The sequence below is a fragment of the Thermotoga sp. Mc24 genome, assembly GCF_000784835.1.
In the GTDB taxonomy this organism is placed as follows: domain Bacteria; phylum Thermotogota; class Thermotogae; order Thermotogales; family Thermotogaceae; genus Thermotoga.
In genome coordinates, this window is sequence record NZ_JSFH01000007.1 from 94,094 (window position 1) to 115,124 (window position 21,031).

22 protein-coding genes and 1 pseudogene are annotated in these 21,031 nt (G+C 47.0%); 1 reads left to right on the forward strand and 22 read right to left on the reverse strand.

Annotated features, from left to right (window positions below; translation table 11 throughout):
- The 9 genes from MC24_RS02855 to ltaE form a co-directional block, all read right to left on the reverse strand.
- Nucleotides 1-744 (reverse strand): thiamine pyrophosphate-dependent enzyme, encoded by a 744-nt coding sequence (locus MC24_RS02855; protein ID WP_038052304.1) that lies wholly within the window; start codon nucleotides 742-744, stop codon nucleotides 1-3.
- Nucleotides 735-1,796 carry a 3-methyl-2-oxobutanoate dehydrogenase subunit VorB gene (locus MC24_RS02860; RefSeq protein WP_038052535.1) on the reverse strand — a complete coding sequence of 354 codons (1,062 nt, stop codon included), beginning with the start codon at nucleotides 1,794-1,796 and terminating at the stop codon, nucleotides 735-737. Before MC24_RS02860 ends, MC24_RS02855 begins: the two co-directional genes overlap by 10 nt.
- A gap of 12 nt (nucleotides 1,797-1,808) precedes the next feature.
- Complete coding sequence (locus MC24_RS02865) at nucleotides 1,809-2,042, reverse strand: 4Fe-4S dicluster domain-containing protein (protein ID WP_011943592.1); 234 nt, start codon at nucleotides 2,040-2,042, stop codon at nucleotides 1,809-1,811.
- Between the two features lie 4 nt (nucleotides 2,043-2,046).
- Nucleotides 2,047-2,694, reverse strand: coding sequence for a nucleotide-binding protein (locus MC24_RS02870; protein ID WP_038052307.1), 648 nt, complete (start codon nucleotides 2,692-2,694; stop codon nucleotides 2,047-2,049).
- Complete coding sequence (gene buk / locus MC24_RS02875) at nucleotides 2,663-3,790, reverse strand: butyrate kinase (protein WP_038052309.1); 1,128 nt, start codon at nucleotides 3,788-3,790, stop codon at nucleotides 2,663-2,665. Before buk (MC24_RS02875) ends, MC24_RS02870 begins: the two co-directional genes overlap by 32 nt.
- A gap of 4 nt (nucleotides 3,791-3,794) precedes the next feature.
- A complete protein-coding gene (locus MC24_RS02880) occupies nucleotides 3,795-4,679 on the reverse strand; it encodes a phosphate acyltransferase (RefSeq protein ID WP_038052312.1) in 885 nt (294 codons plus the stop codon).
- On the reverse strand, nucleotides 4,676-5,749 hold the full coding sequence (gene buk, locus MC24_RS02885; protein ID WP_038052315.1) for a butyrate kinase: 1,074 nt from the start codon (nucleotides 5,747-5,749) through the stop codon (nucleotides 4,676-4,678). The genes MC24_RS02880 and buk (MC24_RS02885) overlap by 4 nt, the downstream gene beginning before the upstream one ends.
- Before the next feature lie 160 nt (nucleotides 5,750-5,909).
- Entirely contained in the window at nucleotides 5,910-6,533 is a 624-nt protein-coding gene (locus MC24_RS02890; RefSeq protein WP_038052318.1) for a coiled-coil domain-containing protein, read from the reverse strand.
- 78 nt (nucleotides 6,534-6,611) lie between these two features.
- The gene (ltaE, locus tag MC24_RS02895) at nucleotides 6,612-7,643 is read right to left on the reverse strand and encodes a low-specificity L-threonine aldolase (RefSeq protein ID WP_038052321.1); all 1,032 of its coding nucleotides are present in this window, start codon (nucleotides 7,641-7,643) and stop codon (nucleotides 6,612-6,614) included.
- 82 nt (nucleotides 7,644-7,725) lie between these two features.
- Between ltaE and MC24_RS02900 the strand changes: the two genes are divergently transcribed.
- Nucleotides 7,726-8,550 carry an aldo/keto reductase gene (locus tag MC24_RS02900; protein WP_038052324.1) on the forward strand — a complete coding sequence of 275 codons (825 nt, stop codon included), beginning with the start codon at nucleotides 7,726-7,728 and terminating at the stop codon, nucleotides 8,548-8,550.
- On the opposite strand, the gene MC24_RS02905 is transcribed toward MC24_RS02900, so the two are convergent.
- The 13 genes and pseudogenes from MC24_RS02905 to ruvB all read right to left on the reverse strand — a co-directional run bounded on the left by MC24_RS02905 (nucleotide 8,530) and on the right by ruvB (nucleotide 20,954).
- Entirely contained in the window at nucleotides 8,530-9,309 is a 780-nt protein-coding gene (locus MC24_RS02905) for an HAD-IIA family hydrolase (RefSeq protein ID WP_038052327.1), read from the reverse strand. The genes MC24_RS02900 and MC24_RS02905 overlap by 21 nt on opposite strands.
- Nucleotides 9,299-10,027, reverse strand: coding sequence for a 23S rRNA (guanosine(2251)-2'-O)-methyltransferase RlmB (rlmB, locus tag MC24_RS02910; protein ID WP_038052330.1), 729 nt, complete (start codon nucleotides 10,025-10,027; stop codon nucleotides 9,299-9,301). The genes MC24_RS02905 and rlmB overlap by 11 nt, the downstream gene beginning before the upstream one ends.
- The gene (locus tag MC24_RS02915) at nucleotides 9,981-10,403 is read right to left on the reverse strand and encodes a Mini-ribonuclease 3 (protein ID WP_038052333.1); all 423 of its coding nucleotides are present in this window, start codon (nucleotides 10,401-10,403) and stop codon (nucleotides 9,981-9,983) included. The genes rlmB and MC24_RS02915 overlap by 47 nt, the downstream gene beginning before the upstream one ends.
- A 4-nt stretch (nucleotides 10,404-10,407) precedes the next feature.
- A complete protein-coding gene (locus MC24_RS02920) occupies nucleotides 10,408-11,319 on the reverse strand; it encodes a DNA double-strand break repair nuclease NurA (RefSeq protein ID WP_038052335.1) in 912 nt (303 codons plus the stop codon).
- Nucleotides 11,319-12,056 (reverse strand): ZIP family metal transporter, encoded by a 738-nt coding sequence (locus tag MC24_RS02925; RefSeq protein ID WP_038052337.1) that lies wholly within the window; start codon nucleotides 12,054-12,056, stop codon nucleotides 11,319-11,321. The genes MC24_RS02920 and MC24_RS02925 overlap by 1 nt, the downstream gene beginning before the upstream one ends.
- Before the next feature lie 9 nt (nucleotides 12,057-12,065).
- Complete coding sequence (locus MC24_RS02930) at nucleotides 12,066-12,902, reverse strand: purine-nucleoside phosphorylase (protein ID WP_038052339.1); 837 nt, start codon at nucleotides 12,900-12,902, stop codon at nucleotides 12,066-12,068.
- Between the two features lie 37 nt (nucleotides 12,903-12,939).
- Nucleotides 12,940-14,295: a replicative DNA helicase gene (gene dnaB, locus MC24_RS02935; protein WP_038052341.1), complete on the reverse strand. Its 1,356-nt coding sequence runs from the start codon at nucleotides 14,293-14,295 to the stop codon at nucleotides 12,940-12,942.
- Between the two features lie 11 nt (nucleotides 14,296-14,306).
- Nucleotides 14,307-17,491, reverse strand: a pseudogene (locus tag MC24_RS02940) (LptF/LptG family permease).
- The gene (gene phoU / locus MC24_RS02945; protein WP_038052343.1) at nucleotides 17,475-18,182 is read right to left on the reverse strand and encodes a phosphate signaling complex protein PhoU; all 708 of its coding nucleotides are present in this window, start codon (nucleotides 18,180-18,182) and stop codon (nucleotides 17,475-17,477) included. Before phoU ends, MC24_RS02940 begins: the two are co-directional and overlap by 17 nt.
- The gene (locus MC24_RS02950) at nucleotides 18,179-18,955 is read right to left on the reverse strand and encodes an NAD(+) kinase (RefSeq protein ID WP_038052345.1); all 777 of its coding nucleotides are present in this window, start codon (nucleotides 18,953-18,955) and stop codon (nucleotides 18,179-18,181) included. The genes phoU and MC24_RS02950 overlap by 4 nt, the downstream gene beginning before the upstream one ends.
- Nucleotides 18,952-19,248 (reverse strand): YggT family protein, encoded by a 297-nt coding sequence (locus tag MC24_RS02955; RefSeq protein ID WP_038052347.1) that lies wholly within the window; start codon nucleotides 19,246-19,248, stop codon nucleotides 18,952-18,954. Before MC24_RS02955 ends, MC24_RS02950 begins: the two co-directional genes overlap by 4 nt.
- The gene (locus MC24_RS02960; RefSeq protein WP_038052349.1) at nucleotides 19,249-19,938 is read right to left on the reverse strand and encodes a YggS family pyridoxal phosphate-dependent enzyme; all 690 of its coding nucleotides are present in this window, start codon (nucleotides 19,936-19,938) and stop codon (nucleotides 19,249-19,251) included.
- Between the two features lie 11 nt (nucleotides 19,939-19,949).
- Nucleotides 19,950-20,954, reverse strand: coding sequence for a Holliday junction branch migration DNA helicase RuvB (gene ruvB, locus MC24_RS02965; protein WP_038052537.1), 1,005 nt, complete (start codon nucleotides 20,952-20,954; stop codon nucleotides 19,950-19,952).
- Between the last annotated feature and the right edge of the window lie 77 nt (nucleotides 20,955-21,031).

Genomic DNA, 21,031 nt, shown 5'->3' on the forward strand with positions numbered 1-21,031 from the left:
TCAATCGCCTACCTTGTCAACAAAAACCTTCGGGGGGAATTCCTTTACCATGTTCTCCAGAAGCCAGTTTTGAGCTTCCACTGGACTCATCCCCCAGTTGGTGGGGCAGGTGCTGAGCACTTCCACCATTCCGAATCCCAGACCCTTTATCTGTGCGAGGAAAGCTTTCTTTATGGCTTTCTTTGTGTTCAAAATATCCTTTGTGGTACTCACAGTTGTACGTTCAAGGTAAGCAACTCCACCGATCGTACTCAGAGCTTCGGAAACGTGAAGAGGATACCCATCGTTCGCTGCGGTTCTGCCGTATGGAGTCGTGGTGGTTTTCTGTCCCAGAAGGGTGGTGGGGGCCATTTGTCCACCCGTCATACCGTACACCGCGTTGTTGACAAATATCGTTGTCAGTTTTTCTCCACGGTTCGCCGCGTGAATCGTCTCTGCGATACCGATGGCCGCGAGATCCCCGTCTCCCTGGTAGGTGAAGACTATCCTGTCTGGAAGTGCTCTCTTTATACCAGTTGCCACTGCGAGTGCTCTTCCGTGTGGAGCAACCGTTCCGTCTACCTCGAAAAACTCGTAAGCGAAGACTGAGCATCCGACGGGGGCTACCATTATAGTTTTTTCCTGGATGTCCAACTCGTCTATCACTTCTGCTATCAGCCTGTGTATTATTCCGTGGTGGCATCCTGGACAGTAAGTGAATTCTCTATCACTCAAGGCTTTCGGTCTTTTGAATATCACTTCCATTTTCTCACCTCCTTGAAGGCAGACAGTATTTCTTCGGGTGTCGGAACAAATCCTCCCATGCGTCCGTAGAAGTGTACCGGCACCTTTCCCTCCACCGAAATCTGAACGTCTTCGACCATCTGTCCAGAGCTCATTTCCACAACGAAGATGAGTTTTACTTTTTCGGCCAGTTCTTTGAGCCTTTTTTTCGGGAAGGGCCAGAGTGTCACAGGTCTGAACAGACCAACCGGTATACCTTCTTCTCTCAGAGAGTCCACAACACTCTTGAGGATTCTTCCCATCGTACCGTAGCCGACCATCAGGTATTCTGCACCGTCCACCTTGTACTCTTCCCATCGCTGCTCTGACGCTTCTATCAGTCTGTACTTTTCCTGTAAACGCTTGTTCATTCTCTCAAGACCAACAGGATCTATGTTGAAAGCGGCTATTCTGTGCGGCTCTCTATTTCTGGCACCCCGAAGCGCCCAATCTGAATGATCTGGAAGAGTGGACAGATCTCTCATCTTCAGCAACTCAACGGGTTCCATCATCTGACCAATCATTCCATCCGCCAGTATGAGAACGGGGTTTCTGTATCTGTCAGCGAGATCAAAGGCCAGCTGGGTCAGATCCACGGCTTCCTGAAGTGTTGATGGTGCGAGAACGATCAGTCTGTAATCTCCGTGACCTCCTCCTTTCACCGCTTGAAAGTAATCACCCTGCGAAGGCTGGATATTTCCAAGCCCGGGACCTCCACGTACCACGTCGACAAAAACGCAGGGAAGTTCTGCACCTGCAATGTAGGAGATCCCTTCCTGCATCAGGCTGAAACCAGGAGACGATGTCGACGTCATGGCACGTTTTCCGGTGCAAGCGGCTCCATAAACCATGTTGACCGTTGCTATTTCACTTTCGGTCTGAAGGAAAACGCCTCCCACTTCAGGAAGTCTTCTCGCCATGTATTCTGCTATCTCGCTCTGGGGAGTGATTGGATAAGCAAAATACAATCTACAACCCGCTCTTATCGCAGATTCTGCTATCGCTTCGTTTCCTTTCATCATGAGTTTTTTCATAAGCACCACTCCTCAAACCTTCACGTTGACTTTCTTCTGAACCTCTCTGAAAACGGTTATACAAACATCCGGACAAGTGAGATAGCAGAATCCGCAGGCTATACATCCATTTCCTTTGTACACCGCAGGATGATAGCCTTTCGAATTGTACCTGTGGGAAAACTCGATCACCTTTGCAGGGCACACGGAGATGCACAGGCCACAACCCTTGCATCTTTCTGAATCGATCGTTATGTAGCCTCTCATATTCTCATCCCCCGATTCCCAATTTTCTTTTCACGAACCTTCTGACCCTGAAAAGGGGATATTCAGTCTCAGGAGGATCGAGCAGTTCTTCCGGGACAGCGGTGAAAAGAACCTTTATCCCTGTTTTCCTGGAAACCTCTGAAACTATCCGCTCTCCTTCGAGAACAACTTCTGCTGTGGTCATGTCTCCGAGATTGGAATTGTTTATCAGGAAATCGAACTTCATCCTGGAAAGAGCGGATATTTTCTCCAAGTTTTCGATAATGTCTTCCGGGCGTTCACAGAACGGTCTGAAGACATTTAAGACAAAATACGTCTGTGTGTCTTTTCTATTCAAAAGATGTCTTAGAACTCCTATTACTTTCGCTCCCTCTTCTCCTCCTGTGTCGATGACGGCTTCTTCACTGGACAGCCAGTCTGTGCTTTTTGGTATGATCGGCAAGTCACTGTACCTGAGGTTGTCTTCCACTGTCACAACGTGGATTCCAAGTACTTCTAATTCTTCCTTCAGGTCTCTCAATCTGAAATAGGGTGTTACCACGTCCAAATCGACCAATGATACGTCCTTTCCTGAACTCTTCAGTTTTAAAGCCAGGTTGATCGATATTTCTGTTTTTCCGCTACCGTAAGATCCCATCAAGATACGAATCATACTTTTCTCTCCACTTTCGAGATTCTTCAGAATAATTTTTTGGATTTTCTTCGCCTCTCAGTACCCGCAGTGCCGAAAGGGCAAGCGCTTTTTCCTCGTTACTCCCTGGAAAAACCAATACCGGTGCTATGAAACTCACCCTTTCGGTGATCCATGGAACCAGGAACTCTTTTTCATGGGCCAGACCACCTGTGAGAACTATAAAATCAATCTCACCCTTCAAAGCAACTGCCATCTTACCGATCCATTTGGCTATCTGATAGGCCATTGCTTTGTAAACCCTCTTTGCCCACTCATCACCCTGTTTGATTCTCTTGACCACTTCTCTGGCATCGCTGGTACCAAGATACGCTACGAGTCCACCGTTTCCCACGATACGCTTTTTCATCTCTTCATAAGTGAATTTCCCACTGAAACAAAGGTCAACAAGCTGTGTCAGAGGTAGCGTTCCGCTTCTTTCCGGTGTGAATGGGCCATCTCCGTCCAGTGCATTGTTCACGTCGATCACTCTTCCTTTTCTGTGTGCGGCGATCGAAATGCCCCCACCCATATGAGCTACGATGAGGTTCATCTCTTCGTATCTTTTATTCATCATCTTGGCAACTTCTTTTGCTACAGCCTTCTGGTTCAAAGCGTGAAATATGGACTTTCTCTGATAATTTGGATGTCCGCTGACACGTGCAACATCTTCCATCTCATCAACAACAACGGGATCCACCACGTAGGCTGGAACACCTGTTTCAGACGAAAATCTATGGGCTATGATTGCTCCCAGGTTCGAAGCGTGCTCTCCGTTTTTTCCCGATTTCAGGGTTTCTATCATCAGGTCGTCCACCAGGTAAACTCCCCCTGGTATGGGATCTAGGAGCCCTCCGCGGCTGACAAAAGCCGAGAAAGAACTCAGAGTGTATCCGGCTTCTTCAACGAATTGCCTTACTATCTTTTCCCTGAATTCGAGCTGATCCAGGATTTTCTGGAATCTACCAAGTTCATCCGGTGAATGAGTAAAATTTTGTATCTTCACCATTCTTTCGTCTTCGAATATGGAAAGCTTTGTGGATGTAGAACCGGGATTTATAGTGAGGATTCTGAACACGTGATCACCCCTTTTTCTGTGCGACCAGTACACTCAAAGCAATGGAAAAGAACTTTGTCTCCCCGTTGTCTGCTCTTGAGGTGAGGACAACCGGTATCTTGCCTCCGACAACAACGATCGCTGCTTTCCCACGGGTCATGTATATGAGCGATTTGCTGAGGATGTTTCCTGCTTCTATACTGGGAGCTATCAGTATATCGGCGTCTCCCGCTACTGGACTGTTCGATACTCCCTTCGAAGCCAACTCTTCATTGATGGCTAACTCGAGTGTTAAAGGTCCGTCGACGATACAATCGTTCTTCCGCTGGAAAATCTTCGATAGTGCGGCGATCTCAAGAGTTAAAGGATTTTTCAAATCACCCGTTCCCAGGAGTGCGATCTTTGGATTCTCTATGCCAAGGGCACGAGCGACCAGGATCGAGTTTTCCACGATATCCATTCTCTGTTGAAGATCCGGTGAAATGACAAGACCACCATCCGAGACGATTAGGATTTTGTGGTATCCAGGAACTTCATGAACGCTAACAGCGGAAAGAGTTCTACCTGCTCTGAGACCGTACTCTTTCTTGAGAAACACGGAGAACAAATCGCCCGTTTTGATTTTTCCTTTCATCAGTATCTGTGCTTCATCTCTTGATACGCTTTCGACAGCTTTCCTGGCCGCCTCGAGAGGATCTTCAACGTGAACGATTTCTGCTTCCAGTTTGAGGTTCGTTCTTTCCATCAGTGCTTCTATGTCTTTTCTGTTTCCAAAGAGTATCGGATTTACGATTTCTTCCTTCTCAGCTCTTGCAACGGCTTTCAAAACTTCTTCATCCTCTGCGGCCACAACGGCGATTTTCATTCTTTTTCCCCGAACCAGTTCAACCATCTCAAGGAGATTCTTCATTCGATCACACTCCGATAGTCCTTCGCTTTTTCTTCTCCTCTGAGAACTCTCAAAACGCCGAGTGCGAGGGCTTCCATTTCCAGCTCTCCCGGGATTACCTCTATTCTTCCGAACTTTTCGATGTAATCTGTGATCATCCGGACGAATCTGTTTTCGTGGGCCATGCCACCCGTTATTACTATGGCGTCGGGTTTTTCTCCAAGAACTGCACACATCCCACCAATTTCTTTTGCTGTCTGATAGGCCATGGCTTCGACGACCAGTTTCGATTTCCTCGAGGATTCCATACTATCGAGGGCTTTTCTGAGGTCCCTTGTTCCAAGGTATGCCAGGAGTCCTCCTTTTCTGGTGAATTCTTCTTTCAGTTCGGTGGCCGAGTGTTTGTAGGAGTAGGCCGTTTTCACAACGTCCCCAACGGGCAGTTCTCCCGTTCGCTCCACACTGAAAGGTCCTTCGTCGTTCGCATTGTTCACATCTATAATCTTTCCGTTTCTACAGGCACAAACAGAGATTCCGCTTCCAAGATGTGCCACTACGATCTTCACTTCTTCCGGTGTTTTGCCCATTTTCTCAGAAACTTTTCTCAGTACCGCTTTGATGTTCAGGGCGTGGGAGTAGCTTTTTCTTTCGATCTCAGGAATACCCGAGAAACGCGCCTCATCGCACAACTCATCTACCGAGACTGGATCCACTATAAAACAAGGTATTCCGTGGGGTTTTCCCAGTTTGTAGCCGATTACAGCTGCCAGATTGGATACATGATCAACGGGAGAACGATTGATGAGGTAATCCACCATGTATTCGTCGACAACATAAGTTCCCCCCGGAACCGGCTCGAGTACTCCTCCTCTGGCAGCGATCGCACTGAAATCTTCTATTCTGTAACCGACCTCGTCTATGAAGTCTTCCACCGCCTTTCTTCTCGAAGGTTCCTGATCAATCGACTTTTTGAACTTTTTCAGTTCTTCAGCGCTATGAGTGAGGTTCTTTTCAGCGATCTTTTTTTCATCTTCAAACACAGCTACCTTCGTGGAGGATGAACCGGGGTTTATCACGAGGATTCTGTACATCCGATCACCTCTTGTGTTGACAAAAGATTACACGAAATTTTATGGAATGTTCCATAAGAATATTACCATACAGAAACATCAAGATCAAAATTTGTCAACATTTTGAGAGAAGAAGAAAAACGGGCCCATTACGGGCCCGCCGGGATGTGGGGAAAGAGAGTTACTCCTGAACCATTTCTTCCAGCACTTCAAAGCCTTCGTCGGTGAGGAGAACAAAGAGCATTCTTCCGTCGCCTCTGAAATTTCTGTACTGATCCACGGTGATAATGTCGTCCACCTTGTCAACGAAGTCTCTGTAGATGTCCTGAACTTCATCTCTTAGATCGTCTATCTGGTCTTTCAGGTCTTCCGCTGTCTCTGTGTCTCTTTTTACGAGAGCGTTGTAGTACTCTTCATGGAGCTGTAAGAACTTTTCTTTCAGGGAATCGAGTTGTTCTTTTGTTTCTTTCGCGACGTTGTAGAGTTCCTTCAATTGATCGTCGTTCAGATTCAGATTGTTTAGTGCTTCTGCAATCCTCGTCTTGAGAACGAGTTTCAGCTGTTCTTCGTCTCTGATCTGGAGCTTGAGACCGTAACCAAAACCTCTTTCGGTTCTCATCTGAGGTGTTCCATACATGAAGGCATCGGGAGTGCAATAAGGATCTCCTTTGTAGCCTGGGAACTGCTGAGCGTAACCCATGGGCTGTCTTTCAAAAGCCGGTCGTTCTGCGAAACCTCTGTAGCCCGCCGCGAACACACCCAGTGCCACTGTCAGTACGAGCATCACCACAAGAAACCTTTTCATACTTCCACCTCCTCTTCAGAGTCTCCAACTTCATCTTAATGTTTCGACCGTGAAAAAAACGTGAAATTTTTTCCTGGTTCAGGAGAATTTTTTGAAGAGTTTTTCGAAGATGTTCAAAGCCTCTTCTATGTCGTTTCTTGAAACGTCTTTGTGGGTTACCAGTCTGATCTCTGTATCGGATATGGCGTTCACGAGTACTCCGTTGTTTCTGAGCTCTTCTATAAACTCGTGCGCGCTCACTTTCAGATTGTCGGTCCTCAGAATCACCATGTTGGTTTCCACATCTTCGGGATTCACGGAGTACCCTATTTCTTTCAACTTCAAGGCGAGAAATCTGGCGTTTTCATGATCTTCCCTCAATCGATCTACCATTTTTGTCAAGGCGATTATTCCAGCGGCAGCGAGAACACCTGCCTGTCTCATTCCTCCACCGAGCATCTTCCTTGCCTTTCTCGCTCTTTCTATGAAGTCTCTGTCTCCTACAACCATCGAACCAACGGGAGCGCATAGTCCTTTTGAAAGACAGAACATCACGGAATCGGCGTACCTGGCGTACTCCTTCACGGGAACACCTGAAGCGATTGAAGCGTTGAAGATCCTCGAACCATCTATGTGGACTTTTATGCCATATTCTTTGGCTATCGTGTAGATCTCTTTTATGTTTTCAAGCGGGACCACTCTTCCACCAGAACGGTTGTGTGTATTCTCGATGACTATGAGCGAAGTTCTGGGGAAGTGTATGTTTTTTGGTCTTATGGCTTTTCTCACATCATCGGGGTCCATGGCTCCATTTTTTCCTGGCACAGTATGGGGCATGACACCGGAGAGAACCGCCATGGCTCCAACCTCGTACCAAAAGATGTGGCTGTCTGCCTCCAGAATCACTTCATCGCCCCTCTGGGTATGAGCCATTATGCTCACCTGATTTCCCATGGTACCGGAGGGTACAAAGAGAGCCGCTTCCTTTCCAAAGATCTCCGCGGCGAGTCTTTCGAGTTCGTTGATGGTTGGATCTTCTCCGTACACGTCGTCTCCTACCTCAGCCTGTGCCATGGCTTTTCTCATCTCTTCTGTTGGTTTTGTCACGGTGTCAGACCTGAGATCGATCATCTTGCCACCTCCCACACGATTTGATTGAATTTTATCATTATCGAGTTATAATAATATTGGACTAATTCAGGAGGTGATCAGAGTGTTATACAAGGAGCTTGGAAGGACAGGGGAAAAGATACCGGCTTTGGGCCTTGGAACATGGGGTATCGGTGGTTTTGAAACACCCGATTACTCGAGAGACGAGGAGATGATCGACCTTTTGAAAACAGCGATCGAGATGGGATACACCCACATAGATACGGCGGAGTACTACGGCGGCGGACACGCAGAGGAACTCATCGGTAAGGCGATAAAGGACTTCAAGCGCGAGGATCTTTTCATAGTGTCCAAGGTGTGGCCGACACACCTGAGAAGGGACGATCTCTTGCGCTCCCTCGAGAACACCCTCAAACGACTCGACACGGACTACGTGGATCTTTACTTGATTCACTGGCCGAATCCAGAAATTCCCCTGGGAGAGACCCTTTCCGCAATGGCAGAGGGTGTCAGACAGGGCCTCATCAGATACATAGGGGTTTCGAATTTCGACAGAAAACTCCTCGAGGAGGCCATCAAAAAGTCTCAGGAACCCATAGTCTGCGATCAGGTCAAGTACAACATAGAAGACAGAGATCCAGAAAGAGATGGACTTCTCGAGTTCTGCCAGAAGAACGGAGTGACTCTGGTGGCTTACTCTCCACTGAGAAGAACTCTTCTTTCAGAAAAAGCGAAGAGAACACTCGAAGAAGTGGCGAAAAATCACAACGCAACGGTCTATCAGATCATGCTCGCGTGGCTTCTCGCAAAACCAAACGTTGTTGCCATTCCGAAGGCCGGCAGAGTAGAACATCTCAGGGAGAATCTGAAAGCAGCGGAGATCAAACTTTCCGAAGAGGAAATGAAGCTACTGGACAGCCTTGGCTAATTCTCCAAGGTTTTTGAAGACGAAGTCCGGTTTTGTTTCAGCCCTTTCGAGGTCTTCCGGGGTAGTCTCACCGGTGAGAACGAGAATGGAGACTATTCCCGCGTTCTTTCCCAGTTTCACGTCCGTGTACAGTCTGTCTCCTACCATTGCCATTTTCTCTTTTGGAATACTGAATTTATCGGATATTATATCCACAACCAGTGGATTGGGTTTCCCAGCGATCAGGTCTGGCTTTCTTTCCGTCGAAGCTTCTATCGCTGCCATGATGCTTCCAGCGTCCGGAATGGGTCCTTCTTTCGAAGGACAGTTGATGTCCGGATGGGTGGCTATGTAGAATTTTCCCTTTCTGAGTAAAACACAGGCCTTTTTCAACCTTTCATACGTCAGTGTTTTGTCAAAACCCAGGACCACGAAATCCGGATTTTCCTCATCGATGACGTGTCCGTAAGACTCAAAGACCTTCCTCAACTGTGAAGTTCCCAGAAGAAAGATACGACACCTTCCAAACCGCTTCAGCATATACTCTGCGGTGATTTCTCCAGAGGTTATGACGGCATCGTCCGGCACGTTCACTCCCATGTTTCTCAGCTTCCTCACGTAGTCCTGTGGACCAAGCGAAGAGTTGTTGGTGAAAAAGACGAATCTTTTATTCCTATCTTTCAAAGTCTTCAGAAATTCCAGAGATCCAGGAAGAAGCGAATCATCCAGATAGAAAGTCCCGTCCATGTCTAAGATGAAGAGTTCTATTTTATCCAGCATCTTTCATCCTCCTCTGTCTCACAGCTTCGAAGAGAACTATCCCCACACTCACCGAAACGTTCAGGGAATCTATGTCGTTCTCCATCGGGATGGTGACCACTTTGTCGCACTTTTCCCGCACGAGTCTTCTGATGCCTTCTCCCTCGTTACCAAAGACAAAGGCAGTGGGAAAGGTGAAATCCTCCTCGTAGATAGGTGTTCCATCTATGTCTGAAGCGTAAGTCCAGATGCCTTTTTCTTTTAATTCCTCTATCGTTCTTGCCAGATTGGTTACAACGGCGATTCTGGCTCTGAAAACCGTTCCAGCCGAAACTTTCACGACGGTTTCCGTTACCTTAACTGACTTGTCCTTTGGAATGATGATTCCATTCGCTCCCGCACCCACGGACGTTCTCACGATCGCACCGAGATTGTGTGGATCCTGAATCTGGTCGAGAAGAACTACCAGAGGTGGCGTCTTCGCTTCGAGAATTTCCTCCACAGAACTGTACCGGTACTCTTCTATATCGAAAACCACTCCCTGATGCTTCTTCGTTCCCGAGAGGTTCTTCAATTTTTCTTCCGATTCGAAAGAGTACCTGATCCCTCTCTTTTCAACTTCTTCCACAAGAGATAGAAAGTAACTGCCTGGATTTTGCATTTTCTGGAAGAACACTTTCTTTATAGGAACGTTATTCCTGAGCGCTTCCTCCAGGATCTTTCTTCCGTAGACCCTCAAGATCTATCACCACCCGAAGCAGTTCTTCGATCCGGTCAAAGTCTCTTTTCAGAAAAAGGTAACCGATCAGGGCTTCAAAGCCGGTGCTCTTTCTGTAGGCGGGGTCGTTCCCGTGTCTTTTCGCCGCCTTCGAATTCATCGCTCTTTTCACTATTTCTTGCTCCTTTTCATCGAGGAGATTCCATATATTCTCCAGCATCCATGCCTGACCATGTTTTGAGGTGTGTTCTTTGACCCTCTCGTGTATGACGGACATTCTGTAATTCCCTGTGAACATCGATCTGAATATGAGTTCTAGAACGGCATCTCCCAGGTACGCGAGAACGATCGATGGTAATTTCTCTGGTTCTGCTTCGAATTTGAAGAGCTTTTCCACTCTTTCATCTCCCGATGTAGGCGAACAGTCTCGTGTTCATGTAGTTCTTGTCGGTGAGATAGTACGAAAGGTTCTCTTCTAGAAACTGTATCGGAAGAATATTTTCCGGAAGTCTTGGAATGGGAAGGTCTGCCGTGAGACGTGGTAACGTCTTTGCCAGATCGTCGAACACTTTTCTGACGTATGGGATTTGATCGTCGTCCCTCACGTACGTTTCTAACCTGACAAGACCTCTTATACCCTCTCCATCGATGAGTTTCACATACACTCCCACTTTTTTCAGAGGAGTTTCTTTCGATGAGACGAACATCTTGCTTCGCTCTCCCTTTTTGAGAAAGCGCAGTTTCTTGAAGTCCTCCTTGCTCAACTCGGTGACACCGATGTTCTTCACAAGACCGATGGGTCCCACGTTTTCCTCGAATGGAAGCTCCCGAGCGGCCGGGCCATCCTTTACAATGAGGATATCTTTGTTCATATGCTTTCTCACTTCTTCTATTTCCAAGGATCTCATGTACAGATCTATCGATTGCATGGCGTCTTTGCCTTCTTTCACGATTTTGAAGAGAATTCCCCCTACTTCCTCGTATCCTTCTCCCTGAAAGCTCTGGGAAAATCCAAGAACTCTCTCCTTAACAGGAGGTTTATCTGGAGAGAAGAGCGTTTTCGTTCCACCTTTTCTGTCCCAGATAACCGCTCCAATACAGAGTTCTGCGAATATACCGGTGGTTCCTTCGTCTGTTGTTATCCGAACAAAACTTCTTCTTTTACCATCGACGAAGATGATCTCATCGAGAATTTCCCCTTCTCTTTGCTCATCTTCCTCCAGAAATCTCGATTCTTCAACGAAAGTCTGGTCTCCCACGTGCTCTTCCAGTTCGCTTTCAATTCTTTCTACTCTTTCAATCCGCACATGCATCACCCCAGCATCACGTCGAGGGAAGCCATCACCAAGAACCCCACCATGATCCACCACGTGGAGAGTAGCTCGTTTCCCTTCGAATGGGTTTCTGGAATCACTTCGTCGCTGACAACGTATATCATCGCACCGGCAGCGAAGGCCATCATGTAGGGAAGAAGGCGCTGAGAGATCGACACGATTCCCGCACCGAGAAGACCACCAATCGCTTCAACGAGTCCTGTGAGGAAAGTTATCAAAAAGGCTTTGCCTTTTCTGTACTTCATAGGTATCAAAGAGGCCATCACGGCGGCACCTTCGGGAATGTTCTGGACCCCAATTGCGATGGCGATCGCAAGTGCCTGAGGTGTGAAGGCGGAAACTCCTACTGCCATTCCTTCGGGGAAGTTGTGTATTGTGATGGCGATGATGAAGAGCCAAATTCCCCTCAGTCTTTTGGTTTCAGGTCCTTCGTGTCCTTTGAGCAAATGTTCGTGTGGAATGAGTTTGTCCGCGAGGTTGACAAAAAAACCACCCAAGACGAAACCTATCAGAAATCTGACAATTCCTCCTATTTCGAGGGAGGGAGCGACCAGGCTGAAGGCGCTCGCGGCCAACATGACACCGGCAGCGAACCCCAGGAGAGAGTCAATCACCCTGTCACTCGTGTGGTGTGGCTTTAAAAAAAGGAATGGCAACGCACCGAGCGATGTTGCCATTCCCGCGATCGTGCTGTAGAGGATACCTTTGAGAACCATGTTTTCACCTCAGAGTTTTCTAATGACCTCGAAGATGATCTGTGCGATCTTTCTCCCCGTCTTCTCAGCAACTTCCAGGACTTCCTCTGCGGTGAGTGGCTTTAGGTCTTCAGGGACGGCCCTGTCGGTGATGGCGGAGATTCCCAAGACTCTTATCTGACCGTGCCTCGCCACTATGACTTCCGGAACGGTTGACATTCCAACGGCATCGGCTCCGAATTTTCTGAGCATCCTGAGCTCAGCGGGCGTTTCGAAACATGGTCCCGTAACAGCCACATAGACACCTTGATAGACGGGAATACCGAGTTCTCTAGCACTGTTGTAAGCGAGTTCTATAAGTTCCTTATCGTAAGGCTCTGACATGTCCGGAAACCTGGGACCCCACTCGTCCACGTTGGGACCTATGAGAGGGTTGTCACCCATGAAGTTGATGTGGTCGGTTATGATCATGGGTCTTCCCACTTCGAAATCCGGATTCAACCCGCCAGCGGCGTTGGTGACAACCAGAATTTCCACACCGAGAAGTTGCATCACCCTGATGGGGAATGTGACTTCCTTCATTGAATATCCCTCGTAGTAGTGAAATCTTCCGTTCATCAGCATGACGTTCTTTCCGAAGAGTTTCCCGAAGATCAACTCACCCTTGTGGCCCGGGGCTGTGGAAATGGGAAATCCCGGTATCTCGCTGTAAGGTATCTTCTTTGATGTTCCTTCCTTTTCCACCTCGTCTGCTATGACAGAAAGACCAGAACCCAGTATTATCGCTATTTCGGGTGTTTCATCGATCTGGCCTTTCAGATATTCAACTGCTTTTTCCACTCTCTCCTTGTAGGTCTTTATATCCACATCGAACACCTCCCCGGTCTTTTTCAAGAAAATTCTATCATGAGTGCACCACATCTACTTCATGGAACGTAACTGTTCTGGGGTCGAAGATGAGGGTGATCGTTCCAACGGGACCGTTTCTCTGTTTACCTATTATGATCTCGGCTTCATGGGGTTCGTGAAGTTTACTTTCTTCTTTGGACTTTTTGCTCCTGTAATATTCCTCCCTGTAAATGAAGATGACTGTGTCTGCGTCTTGCTCTATTGCACCGGACTCTCTGAGATCGCTCAACCTTGGTCTTTTATCTTCTCTCTGTTCCACAGCCCTTGAGAGCTGTGAGAGTGCTATCACCACTATGTCGAGTTCTCTTGCGAGGAGCTTCAGAGATCTCGAGATCTCGGATATTTCCTGCTGTCTGCTTTCTTTTCTTCCTTTCAGGTGCATGAGCTGAAGGTAGTCGACAAAAATAGCCTTTATATCGTATTCCTTTTTCATTCTTCTCGCTTTCGCCCTCAACGATCGTGGATCAAGGAGTGATTCGTCGTCCACCACTATGGGTGCTTTGTAGAGTCTGGAAGCCGCTATCGTGAGCCTTTCCCATTTCTCTTGATCCAAGTATCCTGTTCTGATGCTGTAAAGATCCACACCGGACTCCATACTGAGAAGCCTCTGAGCGAGTTGTTCCTTGGACATCTCGAGACTGAATATCCCAACAGGAATTTCGAAATCGACAGCCATGTTCCTCGCTATTGAAAGTGCGAAGGAGGTTTTTCCCATGGATGGCCGTGCGGCTATGATCACCAGATCGGAACTGTGGAATCCCGTTGTCTGTTTGTCCAGACTCTTGAATCCCGTTGGAAGTCCTGTCACGAGAACACCGGGTTCTATGAGATTGGCTCTTTCTCTGAAATTCTCTAGGTTTTCAAAAACCCGGTGCATGATACCTCTCAGATGATCGTAGGATTTCGTCGTTTTCATTTCAGAGATCTCGAAGATCATCTTCTCTGCGTTATCGAGGAGAATCTCCACGTCTTCTTCCATGTAAGCACTTTCTGAGATTTTTCTTGAGACCTCTATGAGTCTCCTCAGAATGGATTTTTCTTTTACAACTTCGGCATAATACAGGGCGTGTGCAGAACTGGGTACAGCCTCAGCGAGCTGGGCCACTTCCAGATCTCCTCCGACTTCTTCGAGTTTTCCCATACTCTGGAGTTTGTCACAGACAGAAACCACATCCACCGGTTTTCCTTCGTCGTAAAGCTCTTCCATTGCTCTGAAAATGTACTGGTGTTTTTTCAGGTAGAAATCTTCGTGGCTCAGGATTTCGAGAACGTCGTTTATAACGGATGGATCTATCAATATGCTTCCGAGCACGGCAATTTCGGCCTCCAAGTTGTGTGGAGGAACGCGCATGTTCTCACCTCTCAAAAAACGTTGAGCCCTATCCCTTCTTCCGTGTCGAAACCAATACCGCTGTTCGGGAAATCTCTTATGAAGAAAAGAATGGAGAAACTTTCGAGAGTGAAATTCCTGCCGAATGAAGCTGAGACCTTCGTTCCAAGACAGTGCAGTGCCTTTTCGATGGACAGAGAAAATTTTTCCACATTCCAGTCTTTCAAGGAAAAAGATATTTCCAGCACCGGATCACCATTCTTTGTCTGATAAGAAAATTCCAGGTTGTCGCTGGAATAACTCATTTTCAAAGAGTGAGTGGACTCTCCTTTTTTAAACGTCCCACGTATCCAGAATTTATCCAGTTCAAAGGGATCAACGTTCAGCTTTGTATACGCCGTTATTTGCGGATTTTCCATGAAAAGGAAACTCTTTCCGTATATCCTCATCTGATCCTCAATGTACTTGATGTGTGGTTCTCTGTAGTAGTAGGTGAAATAGAATCTGTTCAAAAAAGCTCCCATTCTCTGCTGGAAGTTCCAGCTGGTGTAACTTCTGCTGATCTCATCCAAAACGAATCGGGTTGTGGAGTTCACGGTGTGAGTGATCTCTCCTGTTTTGAACGAGTAAGAGGCTTTGAGATACGGATCCGAGAACTCCTTGTCAAGGAAATCGTAGGTTGTCTCCAGAGAAGATTCGAAGTTTCCGTAAGAGAGTGCGGCTTTCAAATCGATCTCGTTTTTTGCCTCATTTTGGTAAAACTTTCTGAGGTTTTTCCCAGAAACCGTGAAAAGCTTGTAGTAACTCTCAAAAGAGAAAGGCCCCACGGGTACTCTGAGTGTGGTTGTGAACAGATTTCCGACACGGTAGCCGTCTTCGTTCGATCTGTACACGCCAGCGTATATTTTATCATCCAGTATGAGGAACTTTCCGAGGGAAAGATTCCGAAAGTCCCATATGGAGTCTGTCTTGAGGTAACTCGTTCGTTCGTCGAGGTTTTGGTTTTCAAACAAGTACTTTCCAGTGGTACTGACGCTCACGGACTGAAAAAGCAAGAAGGGAACGGAACGAAAAGAAAGACTCACCGACCCGGAGTTTCTCTTTTCCTGATCATCCATACGCGTTTCGTGGTTGAAACTGTCCACAGAAAAAGTTCCTACATCCGTTTTGACGGTCACTTTTTTCACAGTTACTCGTGGGAATATGTAACTGTCTTTGCCATCCGATTCTTTTTTGAGAATCACGTCAAGGCTTCCGTTCAGAATCTTCTCTTTTCTTTCGAACTGGTATACTCTCTCTTCGTTTTTCTGTGAGAAAAGGAAGGTGTTCTTGCTGTCGAAGAACTTTACCAGAACGCTGTGGGATGTCGATTCTTTGTAGTCCAGATTCAAAGACCAGTTTCCCACCTTGTGATTCCAGTTGAGTTCCTTCGATAATTCTCCATTCAGTACACTTTTGGTTGAAAAATACAGGAGTCCAGAGGGGTAAGACACGTTGTAGGAGGTTTTCAGGTAAGGATTATTCCCCACGCCCACTTCAACGGAGAACGGTTGCGGTTTGTCGGATAGAGAAGTGAAAAAGATGGGTTGATAAAACAGCGGTATCTCCAGAAGATAGAAGACCACATCCTTTGCCAAGAGGTAGTCGTTCTCTTTTATTTCTATGTATCTGGCTTTGAGTTTGTAATGGGGTGGGGTTTCCGAGCAAGTAGAGATAGAACCCATTTCCATAGTCGTTTTTGATCCCTCAGAAGTGAGCTCTTCGCTGGACAGATAAATTTTCTTCTTTTCTTTTTCTATTTCGAGAACAGTGCTTCCCCGTATGTGAGTAAGGACACTTTTTTCGTTTTCTAGATAGAAGATCAAACGTTCACTCATCAGAATCGTATCGGCTTTTCTGTATATCACTCCGCCTGAAGCTTCGAGTTTTTTCGCTTTTCCTTCTTCGGTGAGCTGAACTGTGGCTTCGCTCGCCTGGACAGTCATATCTTTGTAGGCTATTTCAACATTTCCATGAAAGATCATTTCCTCTGGAAACCTTTCCATTCGATCGGACACTATGACAACCTGTGATGAAAAAAGAGAAGAAACGACGAGGATAAAGACGACGAAAAACAGTCTCGAGAGAAATTCTGTGATTCTGTAAGCGAGAAAGGTATCGAGAAGGATAAACAGGAGAGTTCCAACTATCGTGAACACGATGTTTGGTATCCACGGTGCGAGTACAGGATCAAGAAGATTTTCCTTTCCCATGGCACTGAGCCACGCTCCGCTTCCCTGATAAAGAACAACGAGTACGAAGGTGAAGATCACACCCCAGGATTTGCTTCTCAGCTGAAAGAGAAGAGAGAGCGGCACTCCAACGAGCACTATCACTATTGGTGTCAGAGCGTTCTCGTATCTGCTGTGAAGCTCTACGATCCAGGGAGAAGGTTTCACTCCCACTTTTTTGAAGAATTCTATCTTTTCCTTGAGTTCCCTTCCCGTCATCTCTTTCGGTGTTTTTCCCACACGAAGGAGTTTTTCTACGTCCTCCGTGATGTCCAGTTTCATCTCAGAAAAATGCACGTCGAGTTTCAAGAAACCATCTTTATCGACGGTGTAGTACCTTCCATCGAAAAGGTACCAGTCGTTGTTTTTTTCTGAACCCTTTTTGCAGTGACTATTGTTTCTTCACGCCCGTATCTGAAGATAACCACGTTCCACATTGTGCTCGTTCTCTCGTCGTATTTTTCCACGTAGAAGTACTGGTCGTCTCCTATCTTTGAGATGACGTTTTCAATGACAAAAACCTCGGGTTTTTTCAGAACGTACTTTGACATCGCTTCTTCTGCTTTTGATTGATACTCAGGAACGATTTGATCGCTGAGGAAGAAGACCGCGATGGAGAGAAAAGCCCCAAGAATCAGAAAGGGAACGATCAGATTTTTCTGGGAGATTCCGTGAACCTGGATGGCCATGAGTTCTCTTTCCTCGGAAAGGCGGGAAAACGTCCAGAAAATGGCGAGGAGCACACCAACGGGAACACCCATGGCGACAAAGTAAGGGAGGTAGTAGTACAGCATGAGAAAGAGTTTTGCTATTCCCACCCTGTGCCTCACTATCAGATCGGAGAGCTGGTAGAGAATCTCGAGACTGACGAAGACGATGAAACCACCAAGACCGATCAGGAACGGGATGACAGAAAGTTTCAAGAGATATTTAATCAGAACTTTCAAAGAGCACCCCTCCGGATTTTTTGAAGAGAAGGAGCTCGTCGTGGTAGCACTTGTAAGCCTCCCCCTGAACCATGTAAACGGAGACTTCCACGATGTTGGTGGCGTAATCGGCTATGACCTCTATGTTACCGGCTATCTCAAGAAGGAGGAGAGCCCTTTTCACATATTTGGGTGATTCCATCATGTAGAGCAGGAGCTCCTCACGGACCTTTTCATACAGGTCATCGACCTTCGAATCCATCCTGCAAACTTCGAAAGACCTTTCCACGTTCACATCAGCGAACATTCTGAGAGCGAATTTCAACATTTCTGACGTTTGATTCGCCATGGCTGGAATGTCTTCGAGAGGCTTCAAAGGCGGTTCTTCCATGAGTTCAAGGACATTTTTTGCAATGTCATGACATTTATCGGCTATGTTTTCGATGAGTTCTGCCACCCTTATACCAGCTGTTACTGTTAGAAGGGGTTTTCCTATAGGAGAAAAGAGGCCGAGCATCTCCATGGCCTTTTCCTGGATTTCCACTTCCATCTGATCGACAACCTCTTCATCTGCGATCACTTCCCTGGCGAGCGATTCGTTTCTTTCAACGAGTGAAGATATGGAGTTTCTGAACATCTTCTCTATGAACCATCCTGCCTTGAGAACACCTTTCTTGAATTCTTCTACCTTTTCGTTCAAAAGTCTGTTCACTCGATACGCCTCCCATAGCCGAGTTTGTCTCTTATAACCGTTACGTAATCGTATTCAGGAGGCCTCAGGATCCTGACGTATCTTCCGGATTTCCTTACTTCGATTCGCTTTGTTTTTCCCGTCAGGACACCATCTACCAGCATGTTTATACCTCTCTGGGCTTCAACCACCACTTTGAAATTCGAGGGTATCACAACGCTTCTGGTGAGAAAGAATTGGGGTGCGATGGGAGAGATCTCCAGCACCTCGCACTCTGGGAATATTATGGGCCCTCCTATGGAAAGAGAGTACGCCGTGGAACCTGTCGGCGTGGAAATCACCACGCCGTCTGCGAAGAACCACATGGAAGAGTGATGCTCCACCTCAACCTCTATTTCGACCATCTTTCCACTCAAATCGCGCTCAAGGGTGACGTCGTTCAGTGCGAGATGGTTTCCGAGTTCGCTTTCGATCTGGATGAACCATCTTGTTTCTTCTCGAAAGTTCCAGCTTCTGAGATCCTCGAGAAATCGATCTATCTCATCGAGGGTGTAGGATGTGAGAAATCCCAGTCTGCCCGCCTTGAACCCCACCATCGGTGTTCCATCGGCCGCTTTTTTTGCCGCCTTGAGTACGGTTCCGTCTCCTCCAACCACCACTATCAAATCTGCTGCAATTCTTCCAGGAACGTTCGCTTCACCGAACTCGACTACTTCGTGCTCTTTTGAGATCTTCTCTTTCAGGAATTTGCTCTCTTTTTCTCGCTCTTCTCTATAGAGGATGGCTATTTTCATGAAAGTCTCACCGCCAGATCGAAGAGGGTTTGTACGAGAAAACCGTCCAGGAACATGAGAATGAAGATGGCGATCATAGGGGATATATCCACAGAACCTATTGGAGGCACAACACGTCGAATGGGATTCAAAACAATCGAAGATAGAGCATCAAAGAACCTTCTTGCAGGATGGTAATAATAAGGCACAATCCAGCTGAGAATCGAAGAAACAACGATGGACACGATTTCCACGTATATGAACGTTCTCAGGACCACCGCGATCGATCTGAGCAGATTGGCTATCACGAACATTCACTTCCCTCCCTCGAATATGACACTTCCAATTCTCACCATGGTTGCTCCTTCTTCTATCGCTACTTCGAAGTCGTTGCTCATTCCCATGGATAGTTCCTTGAGTTTTACGTTCCCGCTGAATTTGTCAGCGAGCTCGTCTCTCAGCTCTCTGAGGGTTCTGAAGCCCCACCGCACTTCTTCAGGATCTTCAGTGTAGGGAGCCATGGTCATGAAACCGAGAACTTCAATGTGTGGGAATTTCTGACAGAGTTTCAGGAACCCCTCGATTTCTTCAACCAGAAGTCCGGCCTTCGTTTCTTCTTTGAAGACATTCACCTCAAGCAGAATCTTCTGAATTTTCCCAAGTTTTTCTGCCCTTTTTTCTATTTCTTTCAACTCTTCTTCTCTCCAGACAGAGTGGATCAGTTCACATCTTGGAACGATGTATTTCACCTTGTTCGTCTGTATTCTTCCAATGAAATGCCAGATGATGGGTTTGCCCTTGAAGTATTCACTCTTTCTAACGAGATCCTGTGCTCTGTTTTCTCCGAACTCTCTGACACCAAAAGACACGAGTTTTTCCATTTCTTGAACACTGGCGTATTTCGAAGCAACTACGAGTCTCACTTCGGAGGGATCCCTGTTTGCTCGAAGAGCGGCGTTCTTCATCCTGTTGAAAACTCTTTCGAGGTTCTCTTTCAATCCCATGGGAGACCACCTCAGAAAAGACGGTTTTCTGGGACTTCGTACTTCAAGTGTTTGTAAGCCTTTTCAGTGACGACCCTTCCCCTTGGAGTTCTGGCAAGGAATCCTGCCTGGAGGAGGTAGGGCTCATAAACTTCGCTCAAGGTGTCCGCTTCCACACCGAGTGAAGCGGCGAGAGCGTTCAATCCGACAGGTCCCCCTTTGTAAATCTCAATGATCGTCTTCAGGATCTTCCTGTCGAACTCGTCCAGTCCTTCGTCGTCTATGTTCAGAACTTCCATGGTCTTCAAGACGATATCGGTGTCGATTCTGTCTGCCTTTACCACCGTGAGCATGTCCCTCACTCTCTTTGTGAGTCTTATAGCAATTCTTGGTGTGCCTCTCGATCTTTTCGCTATCATCTCTGCCGCTGTGTCTTCTATCTCAACATCCATCAGGTTTGCCGCCCTTTTTATAATCTCTTTCAGTTCCTTCACAGTGTAGAAGTCCAGTTCGAGGATGATACCGAACCTGCTTCTGAGGGGAGAACTCAACAAACCACTCCGAGTCGTGGCACCAACGAGCGTAAAGGGCTGAACGTCTATTCTGATGGATTTCGCGCTCGGGCCCTTTCCGATCATGATGTCTATCTGGAAGTCCTCGATAGCGGAATAGAGGAGTTCTTCCACGGCCTTGTTCAATCGGTGTATTTCGTCTATGAAGAGAACATCTCCCCGTTCCAGACTTGTGAGGATAGCGGCCATGTCTCCCTGCTTCACAAGAACCGGTCCGCTTGTAACATGGATGTTCGTCTGGAGTTCACTGGCGATTATGTGTGCGAGGGTCGTTTTTCCAAGTCCCGGTGGTCCTGCGAGGAGGACGTGGTCGAGTATCTCTCCCCTCATCTTTGCGGCTTCGAGAGCGAGGGAAAGCTTCTTTTTCACGTTTTCCTGACCGATGAATTCATCGAGGCTTTTGGGTCTTAGAAACTGCACACCGGAGTCGTAAACGGTTCTTTCAGGTGTGAGAAATTCACTCACCTTTCCACCTCTTCTGTTTTCTTCTTTCCTGAGAAAATTATACCATCCAAACAAAAAAGGGGGCTTTCGCCCCCTTT